This window comes from Duncaniella sp. C9 (genome assembly GCF_004803935.1).
Taxonomy (GTDB): Bacteria; Bacteroidota; Bacteroidia; order Bacteroidales; family Muribaculaceae; genus Duncaniella; species Duncaniella muris.
Genome location: NZ_CP039547.1, coordinates 291,463 through 312,720 on the forward strand (window position 1 = coordinate 291,463; position 21,258 = coordinate 312,720).

The 21,258-nt window shown below is 55.5% G+C and carries 16 protein-coding genes and 2 tRNA genes; 13 read left to right on the top strand and 5 right to left on the bottom strand.

The window, feature by feature from the left end; all coding sequences use genetic code 11:
* Positions 1-63: 63 nt before the first annotated feature.
* The 7 genes from E7745_RS01200 (at position 64) to gdhA (ending at position 9,385) form a co-directional block, all read left to right on the top strand.
* Complete coding sequence (locus E7745_RS01200) at positions 64-1,026, top strand: pectinesterase family protein (protein ID WP_123398835.1); 963 nt, start codon at positions 64-66, stop codon at positions 1,024-1,026.
* A 124-nt stretch (positions 1,027-1,150) separates the two neighbouring features.
* The gene (locus tag E7745_RS01205) at positions 1,151-2,641 is read left to right on the top strand and encodes a tagaturonate reductase (RefSeq protein ID WP_136408132.1); all 1,491 of its coding nucleotides are present in this window, start codon (positions 1,151-1,153) and stop codon (positions 2,639-2,641) included.
* An 18-nt stretch (positions 2,642-2,659) separates the two neighbouring features.
* Positions 2,660-4,171 carry a UxaA family hydrolase gene (locus tag E7745_RS01210; RefSeq protein WP_123398833.1) on the top strand — a complete coding sequence of 504 codons (1,512 nt, stop codon included), beginning with the start codon at positions 2,660-2,662 and terminating at the stop codon, positions 4,169-4,171.
* Between the two features lie 50 nt (positions 4,172-4,221).
* A complete protein-coding gene (gene uxaC, locus E7745_RS01215; protein ID WP_107032133.1) occupies positions 4,222-5,637 on the top strand; it encodes a glucuronate isomerase in 1,416 nt (471 codons plus the stop codon).
* Positions 5,638-5,640: 3 nt separating this feature from the next.
* Positions 5,641-7,143, top strand: a complete 1,503-nt coding sequence (locus E7745_RS01220) for an MFS transporter (RefSeq protein WP_136408133.1) — start codon at positions 5,641-5,643, stop codon at positions 7,141-7,143.
* A 302-nt stretch (positions 7,144-7,445) separates the two neighbouring features.
* A complete protein-coding gene (locus tag E7745_RS01225; protein ID WP_107032135.1) occupies positions 7,446-7,616 on the top strand; it encodes a DUF362 domain-containing protein in 171 nt (56 codons plus the stop codon).
* Positions 7,617-8,047: 431 nt separating this feature from the next.
* Positions 8,048-9,385, top strand: a complete 1,338-nt coding sequence (gene gdhA, locus E7745_RS01230; RefSeq protein ID WP_107032136.1) for an NADP-specific glutamate dehydrogenase — start codon at positions 8,048-8,050, stop codon at positions 9,383-9,385.
* Positions 9,386-9,544: 159 nt separating this feature from the next.
* On the opposite strand, the gene E7745_RS01235 is transcribed toward gdhA, so the two are convergent.
* From E7745_RS01235 to ung, 4 genes are read right to left on the bottom strand one after another with little or no spacing between them, the layout of a single operon-like run.
* The gene (locus E7745_RS01235; RefSeq protein WP_136409152.1) at positions 9,545-10,132 is read right to left on the bottom strand and encodes a DUF3109 family protein; all 588 of its coding nucleotides are present in this window, start codon (positions 10,130-10,132) and stop codon (positions 9,545-9,547) included.
* Positions 10,133-10,175: 43 nt separating this feature from the next.
* Positions 10,176-11,447, bottom strand: a complete 1,272-nt coding sequence (locus tag E7745_RS01240; protein ID WP_160630425.1) for a DUF5103 domain-containing protein — start codon at positions 11,445-11,447, stop codon at positions 10,176-10,178.
* Positions 11,437-11,835: a C-GCAxxG-C-C family protein gene (locus tag E7745_RS01245; RefSeq protein ID WP_107032138.1), complete on the bottom strand. Its 399-nt coding sequence runs from the start codon at positions 11,833-11,835 to the stop codon at positions 11,437-11,439. The genes E7745_RS01240 and E7745_RS01245 overlap by 11 nt, the downstream gene beginning before the upstream one ends.
* A gap of 44 nt (positions 11,836-11,879) precedes the next feature.
* Positions 11,880-12,551 carry a uracil-DNA glycosylase gene (gene ung, locus E7745_RS01250; RefSeq protein ID WP_123400004.1) on the bottom strand — a complete coding sequence of 224 codons (672 nt, stop codon included), beginning with the start codon at positions 12,549-12,551 and terminating at the stop codon, positions 11,880-11,882.
* Between the two features lie 155 nt (positions 12,552-12,706).
* Here ung and E7745_RS01255 point away from each other — a divergent pair.
* The 6 genes from E7745_RS01255 to E7745_RS01280 all read left to right on the top strand — a co-directional run bounded on the left by E7745_RS01255 (position 12,707) and on the right by E7745_RS01280 (position 20,175).
* Positions 12,707-12,778: transfer RNA gene (locus E7745_RS01255), tRNA-Arg, on the top strand.
* 143 nt (positions 12,779-12,921) lie between these two features.
* A tRNA-Leu gene (locus E7745_RS01260) sits at positions 12,922-13,005 on the top strand.
* A 149-nt stretch (positions 13,006-13,154) separates the two neighbouring features.
* Positions 13,155-14,516, top strand: coding sequence for a TrpB-like pyridoxal phosphate-dependent enzyme (locus E7745_RS01265; RefSeq protein WP_107032140.1), 1,362 nt, complete (start codon positions 13,155-13,157; stop codon positions 14,514-14,516).
* Positions 14,500-17,832: a type IX secretion system sortase PorU gene (gene porU, locus E7745_RS01270; RefSeq protein WP_168181945.1), complete on the top strand. Its 3,333-nt coding sequence runs from the start codon at positions 14,500-14,502 to the stop codon at positions 17,830-17,832. Before E7745_RS01265 ends, porU begins: the two co-directional genes overlap by 17 nt.
* A 62-nt stretch (positions 17,833-17,894) precedes the next feature.
* Positions 17,895-18,863: a methionyl-tRNA formyltransferase gene (fmt, locus tag E7745_RS01275; protein WP_107032142.1), complete on the top strand. Its 969-nt coding sequence runs from the start codon at positions 17,895-17,897 to the stop codon at positions 18,861-18,863.
* Positions 18,864-19,167: 304 nt separating this feature from the next.
* A complete protein-coding gene (locus tag E7745_RS01280) occupies positions 19,168-20,175 on the top strand; it encodes a YeiH family protein (protein ID WP_107032143.1) in 1,008 nt (335 codons plus the stop codon).
* 161 nt (positions 20,176-20,336) lie between these two features.
* On the opposite strand, the gene miaA is transcribed toward E7745_RS01280, so the two are convergent.
* Positions 20,337-21,257 (bottom strand): tRNA (adenosine(37)-N6)-dimethylallyltransferase MiaA, encoded by a 921-nt coding sequence (miaA, locus tag E7745_RS01285; protein ID WP_107032144.1) that lies wholly within the window; start codon positions 21,255-21,257, stop codon positions 20,337-20,339.
* Between the last annotated feature and the right edge of the window lies 1 nt (position 21,258).

The window sequence follows — 21,258 nt, forward strand, 5'->3', positions numbered from 1 at the left end:
CCACCCTCATGCCCCACTCCTCTCTTCTCGCCTCAGTCCACACAATATAATCATACCTTAGAAATGAAATATCGTCTTGCCTCCCTGCTTCTGATGGTCTGCGCCCTGACAGGGCTCAAGGCATCAGCCGCCGAATGGAAACACGACATCTACGTCAACCCCGACGGATCAGCCGACTACACCACCGTCACCGAAGCTCTTGACGGCATCCGTGCCTATATGGACTACAACGTCACAGTCCACATAGCCAACGGAGTCTACAAAGAAAAGGTCGTCATTCCCTCATGGCTCAAAAACGTGACATTCGAAGGCCAGAACGCCGACTCGACCATTATAACCTTCGACCATCACGCCAACATCGACAACATGGGCACCTTCCGCACCTACACCGTAAAGGTAGAAGCCTGTGACGCCACCTTCCGCAACCTCACCATCGAGAACAACGCCCCACAGCTCGGCCAGGCCGTAGCGCTCCACACCGAAGGTGACCGCCTGCGCTTCATCAACTGCCGTTTCCTCGGAAACCAGGACACAATCTTCACCGGAGGCAAAAACAGCCGCCTCTACTTTGACAGCTGCTACATCGAAGGCACCACCGACTTCATCTTCGGCCCGGCCACAGCCTATTTCAGAAAATGCGACATCCTCTCCAAACGCGATTCATACATCACCGCCGCATCGACTCCGGAAGACGTAAAATACGGCTACATCTTCGACTCCTGCACCCTGCGCGCACTGCCTGAAGTTACCAAAGTGTATCTCGGACGCCCCTGGCGCCCCTATGCCCACACCGTATTCATCAACTGCGAGATGGGTTCACACATCCGTCCCGCCGGATGGCACAACTGGAACAACACCGACAACGAACGCACAGCCCGCTACGGCGAATACGGCTCGCGCGGAGCCGGCGCCTCCCAGAAAGGCCGTGTCAGCTGGGCCATGAAAGTCTCTGACACCGAAGCCGCAGACTGTCTCGACATCGCCAAGGTCTTCGCCGTCACCACCGGATGGAATCCCGCCGAATAAAAGGTTGTTTAAAACCAAGCGTAAACCATTGCTTTTAAACAACCTCCAAACCCGCGACACCTCTCCGCTTTATACCTCTGACAATAGCAGAAATTAAAAAACAATCAACAATATCACTAAAATCATGAAAGCTTTAAACAAACTCACCGCACCCAAAGCGGTTGCACCCGAAAGAATCATCCAATTCGGCGAAGGCAACTTCCTCCGCGCCTTCGTTGACTGGATCATCAAGAATATGAACGACAAGACCGATTTCAACTCATCGGTTGTAGTCGTACAGGGTACCCCCGACGCATTCGTGATGCAGCTTCTCCAGGGTCAGGACTGCCTCTACCATGTAAACCTCCAGGGCCGTCTCGACGGCGAAGTGATCAACTCCTTCACCCGTGTCGACGTGATCAGCCGCGGTCTCAGCCCCTTCACCCAGTTCGACGCCTTCCTCGCGCTGGCCGACCAGCCCGAAATGCGCTTCGTCATCTCCAACACCACCGAAGCCGGCATCGCCTTCGATCCCGAATGCAAGCTCAACGACCGCCCCGCCGCATCTTATCCCAGCAAGCTCACACAGCTCCTCTACCGCCGATTCAAAACCTTCAACGGAGCAGCTGACAAAGGCTTCATCATCATGCCCTGCGAGCTTATCTTCGAAAACGGCCACCATCTGAAAGAGATCATCTTCAAATACATCGACCTCTGGAAAGAAGATCTCGGCTCTGACTACGAGGCATTCCGCGCATGGTTCGAAAACCACTGCTACGTATGCGCCACACTCGTTGACCGCATCGTCCCCGGCTTCCCCCGCAAGGAAATCAACCAGATCCAGGAAAAACTCGGCTACAAGGACAACATCGTGGTCCAGGGCGAAGCCTTCCACCTCTGGGTGATCGAACGCGCCTCAAACATGAGCCTCGAACAGCTCCGCGCCGAATTCCCCGCTGAAAAAGCCGGTCTCCAGGTGCTCATCACCGACTCTGAGGCACCCTACCACGAACGCAAGGTGACCCTGCTCAACGGCCCACACACCGTGCTCTCGCCCGTAGCCTTCCTCAGCGGAGTCAACATTGTCCGCGACGCCTGCAACCACCCCGTCATCGGCAAGTACATTCACAAAGTACAGTTCGACGAACTCATGCAGACCCTCAACCTCCCGATGGAAGAGCTCCAGAAGTTCGGTGCAGATGTCCTCGAACGCTTCAACAACCCCTATGTTGACCACCAGGTGACATCAATCATGCTCAACTCCTTCCCCAAATACCAGACCCGCGACCTTCCTGGCCTCAAGACCTATCTCGAACGCAAGGGCGAACTCCCCAAAGGCCTCGTGCTCGGTCTCGCAGCCCTCATAACCTACTACAAGGGCGGCAAGCGTGAGGACGGCACAGAAATCGTGCCCAACGACGATCAGAAGATCATGGATCTCCTCACCGGACTCTGGTCAAGCGGCGACACCCGCAAGGTTGCCGAAGGAGTCCTCGCAGCCAAAGATCTCATCTGGGGCGAAGAACACGGCGATCTCAACCAGATCCCCGGTCTCACCGACCTCGTCACCGAGTATCTCGACTCGATCGCATCGAAGGGCATGCTCGAAACAGTCAAGGAAGTTGTTGAAGCATAACATCCCCCCGACTGACAGATGAAAGACTTTCTCAAGATCAATCCCGCCGACAACGTAGCAGTGGCCATCAACGCGCTCAGCGCCGGAACAGCCCTCAACGTAGACGGCGAAGAGATCACACTTGTGGCCGACATCCCCGCCGGCCACAAGTTCGCTCTCCGCGACATAGCCGAGGGCGAGAACGTGATCAAATACGGTTTCCCGATCGGCCACGCGCGCCACGCCGTGAGCCGCGGTGCATTCCTCGACCACAACGACATCAAGACCAACCTCGAAGGCCAGCTCGACTACTCCGACATAGCCATCGACAACCCCTCGGCTCCCGCCCCCGGATCGGCCCGCAAAGGCGCCGAAGCAACCTTCATGGGCTATGAGCGCGCCGATGGCCAGGTAGGCATCCGCAACGAACTCTGGGTCATCCCCACCGTGGGCTGCGTCAACGGCATCGTGAAGCAGATTGTAGACCGTCTCAACGCCGAAACCAAGGCCGAGGGCGTGGACGGCATCTTCGGATTCCCCCACAACTACGGCTGCTCGCAGCTCGGCGATGACCACGAAAACACCAAAAAGATCCTGCGCGACATGGTGCACCACCCCAACGCCGGCGGCATCCTCGTGGTAGGACTCGGATGCGAAAACAACCAACCCAAGGTTTTCGAGGAATTCTGCGGCGACTATGACCGCTCCCGCGTGAAATTCATGGTATGCCAGGAAGTGGAAGGCGACGAAGTGGAAACCGGAGTAAGAATTCTCCGTGACCTCTACGATCAGGCCCGCAACTTCAAGCGCACCACCGTACCGGCCTCCAAACTCCGCATCGGCCTCAAGTGCGGCGGATCAGACGGATTCTCAGGCATCACAGCCAATCCGCTGCTCGGCGAATTCTCTGACTGGCTCTGCGACCAGGAAGGCGGCACAACAGTGCTCACCGAAGTCCCCGAAATGTTCGGAGCCGAGACAATCCTCATGCGCCGCTGCGCCGACAACAGCCTGCTCGGCCAGACCGTGTCACTCATCAACAACTTCAAGGAATACTTCCTCAGCCACGGCGAACCCGTAGGCGAAAACCCCTCTCCGGGCAACAAGGCCGGCGGCATCTCCACCCTTGAGGAAAAAGCCCTCGGCTGCACCCAGAAGTCCGGCAAGAGCCCCGTATTCGGAGTGATGGAATACGGCGAACGCATCAGCAACCACGGCCTCAACCTCCTGTCGGCTCCCGGCAACGACCTCGTGGCCTCCACAGCTCTCGCCGCCGCAGGCTGCCAGATGGTGCTCTTCACCACAGGCCGCGGCACACCGTTCGGCACCTTTGTCCCCACCATGAAGATCTCAACCAACTCCGGACTCGCACAGCGCAAGCCCACCTGGATCGACTTCAACGCCGGACGCCTTGTGGAAGACAGCTCGATGGCCGACGTACTCGCCGACTTCATTGACTACGTGCTCAAAGTAGCCTCAGGCGAAGAAGTCAACTCCGAAAAGAGCGGCATCCACGAAATAGCCATCTTCAAAAACGGCGTGACGCTCTGATCACCTCTCCTTATCACCAAAAACAATAACCATTAAAAATCCATTTCTGCATGAAACCTTTCATGGACGAAAACTTCCTGTTGCAGACCGAAACCGCACAGAAGCTATATCACGAACACGCGGCTAAGATGCCCATCATCGACTATCACTGCCACCTCATACCCAAGATGGTAGCCGATGACCACCGCTTCAAGTCAATCACTGAAATCTGGCTTGGCGGCGACCACTACAAATGGCGCGCAATGCGCTCCAACGGTGTTGACGAACGTTTCTGCACCGGCACCGACACTTCAGACTGGGAAAAATTTGAAAAATGGGCCGAAACAGTTCCCTACACCTTCCGCAACCCCCTCTACCACTGGACACACCTCGAACTTAAGACCGCTTTCGGCATTGACAAGCTGCTCAACCCCGAAACCGCCCGCGAGATCTTCGACGAATGTAACGACAAGCTCCTCAACGACCCCAACATGACCGCCCGCGGACTCATGCGCCGCTACAACGTGGAAGCCGTCTGCACCACCGACGATCCCGTCGACACACTCGAATACCACAAGCAGGTACGCGACAGCGGCTTCGAGATCAAGATGCTCCCCACCTGGCGTCCCGACAAAGCAATGGCCGTTGAAAACCCCGCCGAATTCCGCGCATATGTTGAAAAACTCGCCGAAGTTTCAGGCGTTGAAATCAACAAATTCCAGGACATGATCGATGCCCTCCAGAAGCGCCACGACTTCTTCGAGGAGATGGGCTGCCGCCTGTCAGACCACGGCATCGAGGAATTCTACGCCGAAGACTTCACTGACGGCGAGATCGAAGCCATCTTCGACAAAGTCTACGGAGGCAAGCAGCTCACAGCAGAAGAGATCAACAAGTTCAAGAGCGCCATGCTCCTGGTGTTCGGCGAGATGGACTATGCCTCAGGCTGGACCCAACAGTTCCACTACGGTGCCATCCGCAACAACAACTCCAAGATGTTCAAGCTCCTCGGCCCCGACACCGGCTTTGACTCAATCGGCGAATTCACCACTGCCAAAGCCTGCGCCAAATTCCTTGACACCCTCAACTCACGCGGCAAACTGACCAAGACCATCCTCTATAACCTCAATCCCTGCGCCAACGAAGTGCTCGCCACAATGCTCGGCAACTTCCAGGACGGCACCATCCCCGGCAAGATCCAGTTCGGCTCAGGCTGGTGGTTCCTTGACCAGAAAGACGGCATGGAGAAGCAGATGAACGCCCTCTCGCTTCTGGGCCTGCTCAGCCGTTTCGTCGGCATGCTCACCGACTCACGCTCATTCCTCTCATATCCGCGCCACGAATACTTCCGCCGCACACTGTGCAACCTCGTGGGCAATGATGTGGAAAACGGTCTCATCCCCTACACCGGCTATGAAGAAAACCGGGTCAACCAGATGATCGAGGATATCTGCTACAACAACGCCAAAAACTACTTCAAGTTCTAATCTATGGCAGCAGCAACCTCACCCCTCGCAGCAGCAAACCAGAAGATGACCAACTTCCGCTGGACCATCTGCGCACTGCTTTTCCTCGCAACGACCGTCAACTACATGGACCGCCAGGTGCTTTCGCTCACCTGGAAAGAGTTCATCTCCCCTGAATTCCACTGGACCGACGCAAACTACGGTCTGATCACTGCAGTCTTCTCCATCGTCTATGCCGTGGCCAACCTACTGGCAGGCCGCTTCATTGACTGGATGGGCACCAAGAAAGGCTACCTCTGGGCAATCGGCGTATGGTCAGCCGGCGCCTGCCTCCACGCAGCCTGCGGCATCGCCACCGAAGCCACACTCGGTCTTCATGACGCCACCGGCCTTGTAAAGGCCACCGGCGACCTTGCCATCACAATCGCCACCGTATCGGTCTACTTCTTCCTCGCAGCCCGCACCATACTCGCCCTCGGTGAGGCCGGCAACTTCCCGGCAGCGATCAAAGTGACAGCCGAATACTTCCCGAAACGCGACCGCGCATATGCCACCTCGATCTTCAACGCAGGCTCGGCCGTAGGCGCTCTTATCGCACCCTTCTCCATCGGCCCGCTCGCCAAATACTTCCAGAGCATCGGCTGGGGCAACGGCTGGGAAATGGCCTTCATCATCATCGGTGCCCTCGGCTTCGTCTGGATGGGCTTCTGGATTTTCCTCTATAAGAAACCCGCTGAAAACCCGCGTGTCAACGCCGCCGAGCTCGCATACATCGAGCAGGACGATGACGCTGCTGACGAAACAGCCAGAGAGAAAGCCGAGACCGAAGACAGCAAGACCGCTACCATCCCCTTCCTGAAATGCTTCAAATATCCGCAGACATGGGCTGTATTCTTCGGCAAATTCCTGACTGACGGTGTCTGGTGGTTCTTCCTCTTCTGGACACCCGCCTACATCACCGATGTCTTCAAACTGTCGACTTCATCGGGCGAAGGCATGATGATGATCTTCGTGCTCTACCTGATCACCATGCTCTCGATCTACGGCGGCAAGCTCCCGACCATCTTCATTGACCGCGCCGCAAGCAAAGGCATCACCGTAGACCCCTACTCGGCCCGCATGAAAGCCATGCTTATCTTCGCCGTGTTCCCCCTGCTTGCCCTTCTGGCCCAGCCCATGAGCTCAGTGTCGCCCTGGCTCCCGATCATCATCATCGGTATAGCCGGAGCCGCCCACCAGTCATGGAGCGCCAACATCTACTCAGTGGTAGGTGACATGTTCCCCAAATCGACCATCGCCACCATCATCGGTATCGGCGGCATGGCCGGCGGCATCGGATCATTCCTGATCAACCTCTGCTCAGGTGTGCTCTTCGACTATGCAGCCCAGACCAACATGTCGTTCATGAGCTATGAAGGCAAGCCCGCAGGCTACTTCATCGTGTTCTGCATCTGCGGCGTCGCCTACCTCATAGGCTGGTGCATCATGAAGCTCCTCGTACCCCGCTACAAGAAGATCGAAGCCTGATCCTTAAGGGTTTCCATCAGAAATAACTCAGAATTACCGACAGACTGCCTGAAACGCGCTTTCAGGCTGTCTGCTTTTTGTCAGTTCCGGCTGCCGGAAGCAGCAGGCCGCACACCCGAAAGCACAGACTGATGTCCGTCTGAGACAAAATAATTTCACCGGGGCCGATTTTTTCTGAGTTTTTTAGATGATAATTCAGCGAAAAGAGTTACTTTTGCATCATCTATCCGGTGGGCCTTCGGGTTGCGCCGTGTCCAAAAATTTTCGTATCAAATTATCTAACAACTCAAATTTATCAGATCATGGCTTACGTAATCACTGACTCTTGCGTGGCTTGTGGCACTTGCCAGCCCGTTTGCCCCGTTGACGCAATTTCTGAAGGCGACATCTACCACATCGACCCCGATACTTGCATCGAATGTGGCTCTTGCGCTGAAGTTTGCCCCAGCGAAGCTATCATCCCCGGCGAATAATCCGCCAGCGAGAAGTCTCAAGATTTTACTGCCGCTGAACAGAATTCCTCTGTTCGGCGGCAGCTTCTTTTTATCCCAAGCTGAAGCAGTGAAGCATGGCGGCCCTCACTGAGTCAGGCATATCTCACAGATCCATCTGTATTCCGGAATGCCACATAGCAATCTGATTCATTTTTCAGGAATATCCGGCATAATCCACCCTTTTGCCGCCATAGACTGACACTTTCATCTCAAAACCAGGCCAAGACTGACAAATAGTCAAGCCAAAGATGCCACTGAAATAGCTGAGAAGCCATTTTTATGTTCAATTCTTATGCTTTATAACATCAAAAAAATCTCGCTTTTTTGATCCACCATATTGAATTTAGTGTTACATTTGCAGCGTTAACCAAATCACCAATACCCTTTAAATCCATCAATTTCTTTTTATCATGGATATTAACAATATTCTGAACAGCCTGGAAGCCAAGCATCCCGGCGAAAAGGAATACCTTCAGGCAGTGAAGGAAGTCCTTATCTGTGTTGAGGACGTCTACAATCAGCATCCTGAATTCGAAAAAGCAAAAATCATTGAGCGCATGGTCGAGCCCGACCGCATCGTCACTTTCCGCGTGACCTGGGTCGACGACAAAGGCGAAGTCCAGAACAACATCGGCTACCGCGTTCAGTTCAACAACGCCATCGGCCCGTATAAAGGCGGCATCCGCTTCCACGCATCCGTCAACCTCTCCATCCTCAAATTCCTCGGTTTCGAGCAGACTTTCAAAAACGCTCTGACCACCCTTCCGATGGGCGGCGCCAAAGGCGGCAGCGACTTCTCGCCCCGCGGCAAGAGCGACGCTGAAATCATGCGCTTCTGCCAGGCCTTCATCCTCGGCCTCTGGAAGAACCTCGGTCCTGACCGCGACGTGCCCGCAGGCGATATCGGCGTAGGCGGCCGCGAAGTAGGCTACATGTACGGCATGTACAAGAAGCTCGTCAACGAATGCACCGGCACTTTCACCGGCAAGGGCCTCGACTTCGGCGGTTCACTCATCCGCCCGGAAGCAACAGGTTTCGGCGCTCTCTACTTCGTTCAGAGCATGCTCGACGAAAAGAAAGACAACATCACCGGCAAGACTATCGCCATCTCAGGCTTCGGCAATGTGGCATGGGGCGCAGCCCTCAAGGCCACCGAGCTCGGCGGCAAAGTAGTCACCATCTCCGGTCCTGACGGCTACATCTACGATCCTGACGGCATCTCAGGCGAGAAGATCGACTACATGCTCTATCTCCGCGCCACCGGCGAAGACATCGTAGCACCTTATGCCGAAAAATATCCCAACGCCACATTCTATCCCGGCCGCAAGCCCTGGGAACAGAAGGTAGACATCGCCCTCCCCTGCGCAACTCAGAACGAAGTCGACGGCGAAGACGCCAAGAAGCTAGTAGCCAACGGCGTTGAACTCGTAGCCGAAGTCTCCAACATGGGCTGCACACCCGAAGCCATTGACACCTTCCTCGCCGCCAAGGTAACCTATGCCCCCGGCAAGGCTGTCAACGCAGGCGGTGTGGCCACTTCAGGTCTCGAAATGAGCCAGAACGCCGAACACCTCCAGTGGAGCGCCGAAGAAGTAGACCGCCGTCTCCATGAGATCATGAAGAACATCCACACCCAGTGTGTGAAACACGGCACCGAGGCTGACGGATATATCAACTACATGAAGGGCGCCAACATCGCTGGCTTCATGAAGGTTGCCAACGCCATGATGGGCCAGGGCATCATCTGATCTCCCCGCTGACACTACTCATAACCAGATAGATAACCGGAGGCTGTTTCGCAAGGAAACGGCCTCCGGCGTTTTTACGGGCTATTGAACGCCTCCCTTTACCCAAGATTCTGACAGGCAACTACATATTTCATACAAACCTCACCTCAGAAAGGCCCGCTACTTGTCGCCATACTCTTCGAGGTAGGCTTCGCAGGCCATTTTCAGTTCATCGTACCACTCGCGGCCGAAATGGGCCGTCAGAGGAGCTTCGAGGAACTGATAGAGCCTTACACCCAGTTTGCGTCCAAGCTGTTCGGCCGAACGGCAGATCTTCCAGCGGTGATAGTTCACGGCGGTGAAAGTCGGATACTTGGTCAGACGCACCGGATAGAGCGCACATGACGACGGCTTGCGGAATCCACCGGTCTTCCCCTCGTTGAAGGCGCACTCGATGGCACACTGACACACTCCGCCAGGAGCATAGCAGGTGTAGATGCAGTTGCGGCCATCCACAATCTGAGTGACCAGGTCACCGTCGGGGTCAAGATAGCTCGTGCCCTCCTCGGCTATGCGCTCCTTGGCCGAAGGGAGCAGTTTGTCTTCGAAACGCGGCAACAGACGGTCGATCTCATCGCGTTCCTCCTCGGTAAGCGGCGCGCCAGCATCGCCCTCGATGCAGCATTCGCCCTTGCATTTCTCAATGTCGCAGCAGAAAAAGACCTCGGCAAGGTCAAGCGACACTAATGTATCCTGTATCTGTAGCATAATTTCTTCAGTTGTTTCTTCCATAATCATATAATTCCGGCACTCAGACTCCGGATTTTACAAACGCCACTCCTATCAGCCGGTCGAAGCGCGAACCGCGCGGACGGTGATAGACCCTGACGGTATATTCGTTTACAGTCTCGTAATAATTGCCCTCTATGCTGTTCTCGCCTCTCGTAGCTCCAAAGGGCAGATAGAGATACTGATAGTTGTAGGCTCCCTGCTTGAGAAGCATCGACTGCTCGTAGGCTCCGGTGGCTTGATTGTAGACCATGCGCGAAGAGGTGTCGAAACGGCGCTGGGTCAGATCTCCGTCAATAAAAACATCGCCTCCGGTCATCTCAGGCATGGCAAGCGAGAAGTGGGTCATCACATAGTCGGCCTCCGTGTCGGAATTGTCTGACGACCATTCCCTGATGAAGAAACGCCCATGCTGGGTGCTGTCATAAAGATATTTGCCGTTGGCACGCGGCTCGTCGGTGTAGAGCTGCATATTGTAGACCGGAGCGTCATAGCGGACTTCGGCCACACCCATACCGGGATAGGTAGTGGAGACGGTCTCGAAACGGCGATACTCGTTGCCGGCAGGAAATATCAGCGGCCGCAGATGGGAATAGAACACCCTGCTGCCCGCCACCCGCTGGGGTGTGGTGAGCACCACTTCATTGTCAGTGCGTCCGTTCTGGCTGATGACCAGGGTCAGATCATTGTAAGGATCGGTCACTCCTCCCGTACGGCTAAGGTCAAGGGCTATCTCAAGCTGCTGATGCGAACGGTTGGTGTCAATGTCGGTCTTCGAACTTACCGTTACAGCCACGCCGGCTGAGAAGTCAGCCACACCGAAACGCGCCTGGAGCAAAGTCTCGTCGGGATCAGACTCATCATAGACCCTCAGCAGATAGTTGCCCGGCTGAGTGATGCGGACATCCCCGTTCGGCACCGTTATTGTATAGTGGACATAATGCACCAGCGTGGCGCGAGAAAAATCGTAGTCCTCCACAATGCCCTCGTTGAATCCGTCGAGAAACTCCGACGCCACCAGCCCTTCAGGACGCCAGCGGGCATCGCAGTGGACCAGCTCATAGCGCATGAAACGCCGCTCGTCTGAAATTTCGTCAAACGAGATCTCGATGCGGCTGTCGCCGTCGCGGAGCGCCACCACCGGCGGAGCGAACTCATCTCCGGCAAGCGTCACTCTGAGCGACCTGAAAGCCGGGTGGAAAATGCCCTGCGACGTATCGACAGACAGATCCTGCCCGGCCGACGCAAGAGCGGCAGCGAGCAGCAGCAGGAAAACCGACAGTCTACCTGCCATCGGCCTCAAGCTGTCTGTGGAGAATCTCCACGGCATCGGTTATCAGTTCAAGGCAAGGCTTGCGGCCCGGACCTTTCAGATCGCGGCAGGAGCAGGACCCCTCAAGTTGCTCGAAAGCGCCCATCGCAGCCTTCACCTTGCCGTAGATATCCTTGCGGTCCATGCCGGCATAAGCCACGCCGCAGATCATAGTGGTCCCAGAAACGGCGCCACAGACCTCCTGACGGCCTCCGAAACCACTCCCGAAACCCTCGGCGAGACGGCCAACGGTCTCGCCGTCAAGACCTGTGACATCATCAAAGGCCATAGCCACCGACTGGCAGCAGTTACGCCCTTCGGCGCGAAGCCGGCGAGCCAGTTCTTTACGTTGCTCAATGCTGTATTTCATAATTCTTTTGTATTCTGTCTATTGCTGTTGCTTTCACTTATCGTTCAGCGATCCGACCATCTGACCGGCTCTATGCCATGCTCTGCAAGATAGGCATTGGCTCTTGAAAACGGGCGGCTCCCGAAAAATCCGCGCGAGGCACTCAGAGGCGACGGATGTGGCGAGGAGATCACGCAGTGGCGCGAACGGTCAATGAACTCCCCCTTGCGCTGTGCATAGGCCCCCCAAAGGATAAACACCAGATGGTCACGACCTTCGGCAAGGCGGCGGATAGCCGCATCGGTGAAAGTCTCCCATCCGTGATTCTGATGCGAAGCCGGAGCTCCGGCATCGACCGTGAGGGTGGAGTTGAGCAGTAAAACACCCTGACGGGCCCAGAAACTGAGGTCGCCCGACGAAGGAGGCTGACATCCGAGGTCAGCTGACAGCTCCGTGTAGATGTTGCGCAGCGAGCGCGGCAGATCCACCTCCGGATTGACCGAAAAACTGAGTCCGTTGGCCTGCCCGGCACCCGGATAAGGGTCCTGACCGAGAATCACCACCTTGACATCATCGAACGGACAGGCATCAAAAGCGGCGAAAATACGTCCGGCAGGCGGATAGACAATCCGTTCGGCGTAACGCCCGCGCACAAAGCGGGTCAGTGCTTCGAAATAATCCTTGTCCCATTCATCGGCAAGCGCCTCTTTCCAGGAAGGTTCTATCTTTACGTCCATCTTGAAGTTTTTTCATTTAAAGCATCGCCGGCAGCCGGCAGAGGCCCCTGAAACGATCTTGTTTAACATTTTTATATGAAGAATAATTCATATCCGGTCATATAACTTTGCAAAAATACGAAAATTTCACTAATTTTGCACCTCGTAAACGCCATGTTCCCGTAGTTCAATGGATAGAATATCGGATTCCGGTTCCGACGATTAGGGTTCGACTCCCTACGGGAATACAAGTAGACACAAAAATCAGCCGCGAGCAAAACCCAGTGATGCAGCCGGCTGATTTTTTATTTTGCCCGCTCCTTTTTGCATTTAACAAAAAAAAGACATATCTTTGCAGCGCGAAAGCCATTTTCGCACCATTAAAAGGTCAGCTCGAATGGTGGAATGGTAGACACGAAGGACTTAAAATCCTTTGGTCATTGCGACCGTGCGGGTTCAAGTCCCGCTTCGAGCACCGGAAGAAATCAGCCACTTAGCTCCGCGCTAACTGGCTGATCTTTTTTTATGCCGGTGTTGGCAGTTTGGCGAAGATTGACTACTTTTACATTGTCAAAATCAGACACACCCTTACCAATCTCTCAATCCATCTACAAAACCAATCAAATGTCACAGAAAAAAAGATACTTCCTCGAAGAGGACGAGATACCCCGCAACTGGTATAATATCCAGGCCGACATGCCGGTGAAACCGATGCCGCCGCTCAATCCCCAGACCCGCGAGCCGATGAAAGCCGAAGATCTCTATCCGATCTTCGCCCGCGAATGCTGCGACCAGGAGCTGAACATGACCGACCGCTGGATTCCGATCCCCGATGAGGTCCGCGAGATGTACAAATACTACCGCTCCACTCCTCTGGTGCGCGCCTATGGCCTTGAAAAAGCGCTCGGCACATCAGCCCACATATATTTCAAAAACGAGAGCGTCTCGCCGATGGGATCACACAAACTCAACTCCGCCATCCCACAGGCCTACTACTGCAAGAAAGAGGGCGTGAAAAACGTCACCACCGAGACCGGCGCAGGCCAGTGGGGCGCGTCGCTTTCATATGCCGCATCGCTCTTCGGACTTGAAGCCGCTGTCTATCAGGTAAAAATCTCCTACGAACAGAAGCCCTACCGCCGCAGCATCATGCAGACATTCGGAGCTCAGGTAACCCCGTCGCCTTCCATGTCGACCCGCGCCGGCAAAAACATTCTGACCGCCAACCCCAACTCACAGGGCTCGCTCGGCACCGCCATCTCCGAAGCCGTGGAACTCGCCCGCACCACTCCTGACTGCAAGTATGCCCTCGGATCAGTGCTCAGCCATGTCACACTCCACCAGACCGTAATCGGACTCGAAGCCGAGAAGCAGATGGAAATGGCCGGAGAGTATCCCGACATAGTGATAGCCTGCTTCGGCGGCGGCTCAAACTTCGGCGGAATCTCCTTCCCCTTCATGCGCCACAAGATAGCAGCCGAGAACGGAAAATCACACACACGCTTCGTGGCAGCAGAACCCGCCTCATGCCCCAAGCTCACCAAAGGCAAGTTCTGCTACGACTTCGGCGACGAGGCCGGCTACACACCGCTGCTGCCCATGTTCTCACTCGGCCACAAATTCCAGCCCGCCAACATCCATGCCGGAGGCCTGCGCTACCACGGAGCAGGTGTGATAGTCAGCCAGTTGCTCAAGGACGGACTGATGGAAGCCGTTGACATCGACCAGATCGAGTCATTCGAAGCCGGCTGCCTCTTTGCCCGCGCCGAAGGCATCATCCCTGCTCCTGAATCGTGTCATGCCATCGCCGCGACCATCCGCGAAGTCAGAAAACTGAAAGAGGGTGAAGAAAAAGTGATTCTCTTCAACCTTTCAGGCCACGGCCTTGTCGACATGGCCTCATATGACAAATATCTCTCCGGTGACCTGATCAACTACACTGTAACTGACGAAGAAATCGAAGCCAACCTTGCCAAGCAACAGTAAGCCCCTGTCACTCATAACCGCATCCCTGCTGGTGCTCAGCGCGCAAGCAAGCCATGCCGCCGACTATGCACCTTCATCCGTCCTGGCTTCCGGCCAGTGGGTGAAGGTACATGTCGATTCAACCTCAGTCTACCGCATCGACTACCCTACGCTCCGCAGCTGGGGATTCGACGAGCCGGAAAAAGTCCGCGTGTTCGGCTACGGCAGTGTCGAGCAGGCACATCCGCTCGACACCGCCCCTGACGACCTGCCTCCGGTTACCGTATGGCACACCGCCGATGCGATGTATTTCTATGGCGAAGGCGACGAGCGCACCGTCCCCTCCACATCATCGTCAATCATAAACTATCGCAACCACTACTCGCGCGGCTCAAATTACTTCCTGACAGCCTCACTGCCCGGCATCACAATCGGCGACACCCTGTGCACAGCGCAGACCACTCCCGTAGAAACCCACCTGTCAATTGATCTGCACCACCCTGAGGAGGTGAATTTCCACTCTGCCGGAGTCTTTTTCTTTTCTCAGGACCTCACCACCCTGCGCAATGGCTACACCTTTACATTCTCGGCACCTGATTTCGCCGGATACGCCAATCTGGCCTACCGCTACGCCTATCTCCACAGCGAAAACACAGCCCAGAACATAGCCGTCACATTTTCCGGGCCGGTCACCCATTCGGCATTCACCCCTGCCACCCACAAGAATAATACCATAGACAACCGCCTCTACTCACTCTCCACTCTTAAGAAAATCCCCGTGACCGCGGCCTCAGAGTTGCCGTTCAGCGTAAACTTCTCGATTCCGGCAGGCAAACAGTTCGACCGTCTCGCTCTCGCGGAAGTCTACTGGATGTATCAGCGGAAAAACAACTTCCGCGGGCCGGCCATGTTCATGAACTTCCTCCCCTCCACAACCCCGCTCGGAATCAACCTCAGCGGGCTCAGCGATGATGTGGAGATCTGGGACGTCAGCGATCCGCGCGCCATCAAGCGCCTGGGCCACGATCCGCTCTCCGACGGCCGCACATTAGTCACACTCCCCGCCCGATCCACCACCGAAAAGAAACTGTGTCTCTTCACTCCGGGCAGTGACATCCCCAAACCTGCATTTGCCGGAAGCGTATCTGCCCGGAACCTCCACGCCATGCCGGCCACAGACTATCTGATAGTAACCACCACGGCCTTTCAGCCGGAAGCCGAGAGGCTCGCGGAAGCCCACCGCCTGATGCAGGGACTCGATGTCACGGTAGTGACACAGAATGATATCTTTGATGAATTTTCATCCGGATCGCCCCACCCCAACGCGGTGCGCAAGTTCGTCAGAATGCTCCGTGAACGACCCGCCAAACCGCTGCGCTACCTGCTGCTGATGGGAGCCGCCACATACGATCCGCGCCACAACGTCTCTGACGACGGCATAGACTATCTGACAGGCTACGAGGTAGAACGGCCTGACCACGCCGCCTCGATGGCCACGGACCATGCCACAGACCTCTACTTCGGCTTCATGACCGACCGCATTGCCGAAAACCTTAGCTCGACATTCATCGAAACCTCTGTCTCGATCGGACGCGCCCCCGTGCTGACTGCGGCTGAAGCCCGAATCTTCGTAGACAAGTGCATAGCCTACCTGCAGGAGCCCCGCCTTGCCGGACGCCCGGACCTTGCCGTCCTTGTAGCCTGCGAAGGTGACAAAGATGCCCATCTGAAAGGGTCGGAAAAACTGCGCGCCATACTCATGCGCAACATCCCCTCGGTCACTTGTCCGCGCATCTACAACGCGCTTTATCCATTCGACAAAAAGATCGAGCGCAAGCCCACTTTCGCACCGATGGCCTCTCAGGTGGCCCGCGGACCCTTCCTGCTTAACTACACAGGCCACTCCGGGGCATATGAAATCGGATCTGTAATGAGCATCTCGCACATCGACCGCCTGACATTCACCTCCATGCCGGTGACTTTCTTTGCAAGCTGCGAGACAACCCCCGTAGACGCACCTTTCCGCGGAATAGGCACCAAACTGTTCCTGCACCCCTCCGGTCCCATAGCGCTTGTGGGAACCGGGCGCGATGTATATCTCAACAACAACCAGACTCTCAACGAAGAATTCGCCCGGCAAATCTCCCTCCCCGACGGACCGGAGCGTCTCGGCGATGTCTGGCGCACCACCATCAACCTCTCAGGAAAAAACAGCAGTGTGCAGCGCACAAACAATTTCTGCTACAATTTTCTTGGCGACCCCGCACTGCCGGTGCGCCGCCCTGACCGCAGAGCCGCCGTCAGCTTCAGTTCTGAAACCGGTGACGCAGAGTCTACCCTTGACGCACCCTCTCTCAGCCCTCTCATGCTCAACGGACGCATCACTCTGGCCGACGGTTCGACCGACACCGCATTTGACGGCAACATCACCCTCTCGCTCTACGACGCTCCACTCACCACCATGCGCTACGCCCATGCCTCCGGAGACTCCATCAAGCCGATGACACTCGACGAGAAACTGCTGTATGAAACCTCCGCAGAAGTAAAAAACGGCCTATGGTCTGCTACGATCACTCCTCCTCTGAGCTCACGCGAAGGAAGAAACCGCCTCACTATGCTCGCCTACTCCGATGACGGCCATATAGCCTGCGGAATAGACAGCACCCTGACTGTCAGACAGCCGCTCACACCAATTCCGACCGACACCACAGGCCCGCAGATCAGCCTCTATCTCGACTCGCCTGACTTCATCAACGGCAGCGAGACCGGGCCTTCGCCTGTGCTCTATGCCTCAATCCGCGACGACGAAAGCGGTATAGCCACCGGATCTGCCAACATCGGCGACTTGCCTACCGCCGTGCTCGACTCCTCGACACGCCTGGCCGACATAGGACCGGCAATGCGCTTCGGCACCGATGGCAGCGCCGAGGTGGCCTACACCCTGCGCAATCTCCCGGCAGGACGCCACACGCTTACCCTGAGCGCGCGTGACGTTGCCGGAAACACTTCACGCGAGACTCTGACATTCACTGTGGTTGACACCATGTTCTCAGCCATACTCAGCACCGACAGCACCATCTGCCGCAAGAGTGTCGAACTTGATCTTGCCGGTCACCCTACCTCCGGACTGACCTCAAGGCTCATCATCCGCAATATGGAGGGAGCCACTGTGTTCACTCTCGACAACGCCTCCTTCCCATTCGCATGGGACTTCCGTGACTCCTCCGGAGCAGCCCTCCCTGACGGCACATACAGAGCATCGGTCCTCATCACCGACGGACTGCGCTTCGGATCAAGCAACGAGGCAGGATTCACACTCATACGCCCGCGCTACTGAGCCTCTGCCCCCTCTCAGAAATTTCCACATACATCCAATCTTTATAAAGAGCCCCTTACTCCATGACAAAAAATGATCTCAGAATAGTCTTCCTCGGAACCCCTGATTTTGCAGTTGAAAGCCTGCGGAGAATAGTAGACGGCGGCTACAACGTGGTAGGCGTGGTCACCATGCCTGACAAACCGGCCGGACGCGGTCACAAACTCTACCAGTCGCCGGTCAAGGAATTCGCCCTTGCCCAAGGCCTGCATCTGATGCAGCCCGTCAGACTTAAAGATCCTGAATTCATAGAAGAACTTCGCTCGCTTGAAGCCGACCTGTTCATTGTCATAGCCTTCCGCATGCTTCCTGAAGTAGTCTGGACCATGCCGCGCCTCGGCACCTTCAATCTCCACGCCTCCCTCCTGCCCCGCTACCGCGGAGCCGCACCCATCAACTGGGCGGTGATCAACGGCGACACCGAGACCGGAGTCACAACCTTCTTCCTCAAACACGAAATCGACACCGGCGACATCATTGCCCAGGAACGCATCGAGATCCTGCCAACAGACAATGTAGGCCACGTACATGACAAACTCATGATGCTCGGCGCCGACCTCACCATCAAGACCATCGACGATATAATTGCCGGCACACTCAGCCCCATTCCCCAGGACCGGCTGACCGGAGGCACCGAACCAACCCCTGCGCCTAAGATCTTCAAAGAAACCTGCCGTATAGACTGGGGTGCCACAGCCGTGACAATCCACAACCTCGTGAGAGGTCTGTCACCCTACCCTGCCGCCTGGAGCACCCTCTATGACGGAGAAACCGAGCTCGGAGCCGTAAAAATTTTTGAGACCAAGGTAACGGATACAACTGATCAGGCTCTCCGGCCCGGCCAGATACTGATTTCAGGCACCACACTCTCCGTAGGCACAGGCGACGGAAAAGCACTTGAGATCCTCAGCCTGCAGGCTCCGGGAAAACGCCGCATGCCGGTGGCCGACTTCCTGCGAGGCTCACGCCTTTCGGCCCCGTGCTTCCGCTGAGCCAGTCAGTCCGAGAATCCTTTCGTTGGTATAATCTATGCAAAAATTCCATAATCACGAAAAAAACTGTGGCACTTTGTCACAGTTTTTTTGTAATTTTGCGCCCGAAAGAAACAAACACAACACAAAAGGCTGCCTTACAAAAACAACAAAACTATAGATCATACACACACTTTCCCCAACGAGATGCCTCGATGGCACCCGTACTCATCAATTCCAACAGAGGTACTACTTTGCATCAATTTAAAGTCCAATTCTAAAGAGTTCTATTTAAATGCCAAAATTAACTGAAAACCGCATCAGCATGCTTCACGGCATACTGCTGATAGCTCTGTTCGCCTGTGCGTCATTCTACATCGGTGAAGCCAGGCTGCTCAAAGAAATTTCGTTCAGCCCGATGATCATCGGCATCATTCTCGGCATGCTCTACGCCAACTCCCTGCGCAACAACCTCCCTGATACATGGGTGCCCGGCATCCAGTTCTGCTCAAAAAAAATACTGCGTCTCGGTATCATCCTCTATGGATTCCGCCTGACCTTCCAGGATGTGGTCAACGTTGGCGTTTCAGGCATTGTCATCGACGCCATCATTGTTGCCACCACCATTCTCGGCGGCATCTGGATCGGCCGTCTGCTCAAGATGGACCGCGACACCGCACTGCTCACCTCTGTCGGCAGCGGCATCTGCGGTGCGGCAGCTGTGCTTGGAGCCGAATCCACAATCCGCACTCAGCCCTACAAGACAGCTGTTGCCGTAGCCACAGTGGTTATCTTCGGCACTATCTCGATGTTCTTCTACCCGATAGCCTACCGTTCAGGCTGGCTCGATCTCTCGCCACAGGAAATGGGCATCTACTCAGGCGCCACACTCCATGAAGTGGCCCACGCCGTAGGTGCCGGCAACGCAATGGGCACCGAGATCTCAAACGTAGCCATCATCGTAAAGATGATCCGCGTGATGCTGCTGGTTCCCGTCCTGCTCATACTCGGTTTCTGGGTTGCCCGCCGCAACTCAGCCGAAAACACATCGGCTGAAAAAGGCAAGGTCAACATTCCCTGGTTTGCAGTAGGCTTCCTCGCTGTCATCGGCTTCAACTCTTTCGATCTTCTGCCTGCAGCATTCGTTGATGCCATCAACTACTTTGACACCTTCCTGCTGACAATGGCAATGGCCGCACTCGGAGCCGAGACCAGCATCGACAAATTCAAGAAAGCCGGAGCAAAGCCCTTCATTCTTGCCTTCTGCCTTGATCTCTGGCTCATAGGCGGCGGATATATCCTTGCTAAACATCTGGCTCCGCTCTGGCTCTAACAAAGTATAATGGGGCATCAGAGCAAACGTCGCCTGCCCAGTGGACGTGCCGACATATTTCATCTGATCACCATATAGCAAAACTGCCTCCCGCCGGCTTTCATGCCGCTACGGGAGGCAGTCCTGTAATATCTCTTATAGATTACTGTTGCGCCTAAGCCTCATCCCATTCCGATAAGTTCCAGAGCCTTTGCATTGAACTTCTCCGACGGCAGGTCATAGGGGAGCCAGTTGATAGGGAACCCTCTTCTCTCCATGCCGCGGAACCATGTCATCTGCCGCTTGGCAAACTGATGGATGGCAATCTCAAGGCCGCTGACCATCTCCTCGCGGCTCATCTGTCCGGTCAGATGCAGAGTAAGGAATTTGTATTCCAGACCGTAGTAAATCAGATCGTCAGGAGCTATGCCGCTGTCGAGCAGCCGTCTGACCTCTTCGATCATTCCGGCTTCAAGACGCGACTGAAGACGCTCCGTGATGCGCCGTCGGCGCGACTCGCGATCAATTTCCACTCCTATAACCACCGCATCGGTCATAGGGTTCGGCACAGCTTTCACAGCCGCCTCAGGGTGCTCATGATAATAGGTCTGGATCTCGATGGCTCGGATGGCACGTTTCACCGTATCGACATCTGTCACATTGTGGAGATCTTTCATAGCCGACAGCATTACTGTCAGCTCTTCAAGCGACTTGCCTACAAGGCTCCGACGCAGTTGCGGATTCTCCGGCACTTCAGGCAACTGAAGTCCTTTCAGCACACTTTCCACATAAAGCCCGGTGCCTCCGCAGAGAATGGTCCGCTTTCCGCGACTTTCTATGTCTGCCCTCGCTGCTGCGAAATCTCGCAGAAACTCAAAAAGATTATACTTGTAGCCAGCCGGACAGATGTCTATAAGATGCACCGGCACTTCACCGTATTCCTCAAGATCCTTTCCGGTACCGAGGTCCATTCCACGGTAGATCTGACGCGAATCGGCACTGATGATCTCGGCATCGATCTCGCGGGCCAGCTCAACGGCCCGCCGGGTCTTGCCCGATGCCGTCGGTCCTGTGATCACAATCAGTGGCTTGTACGCTTCCATC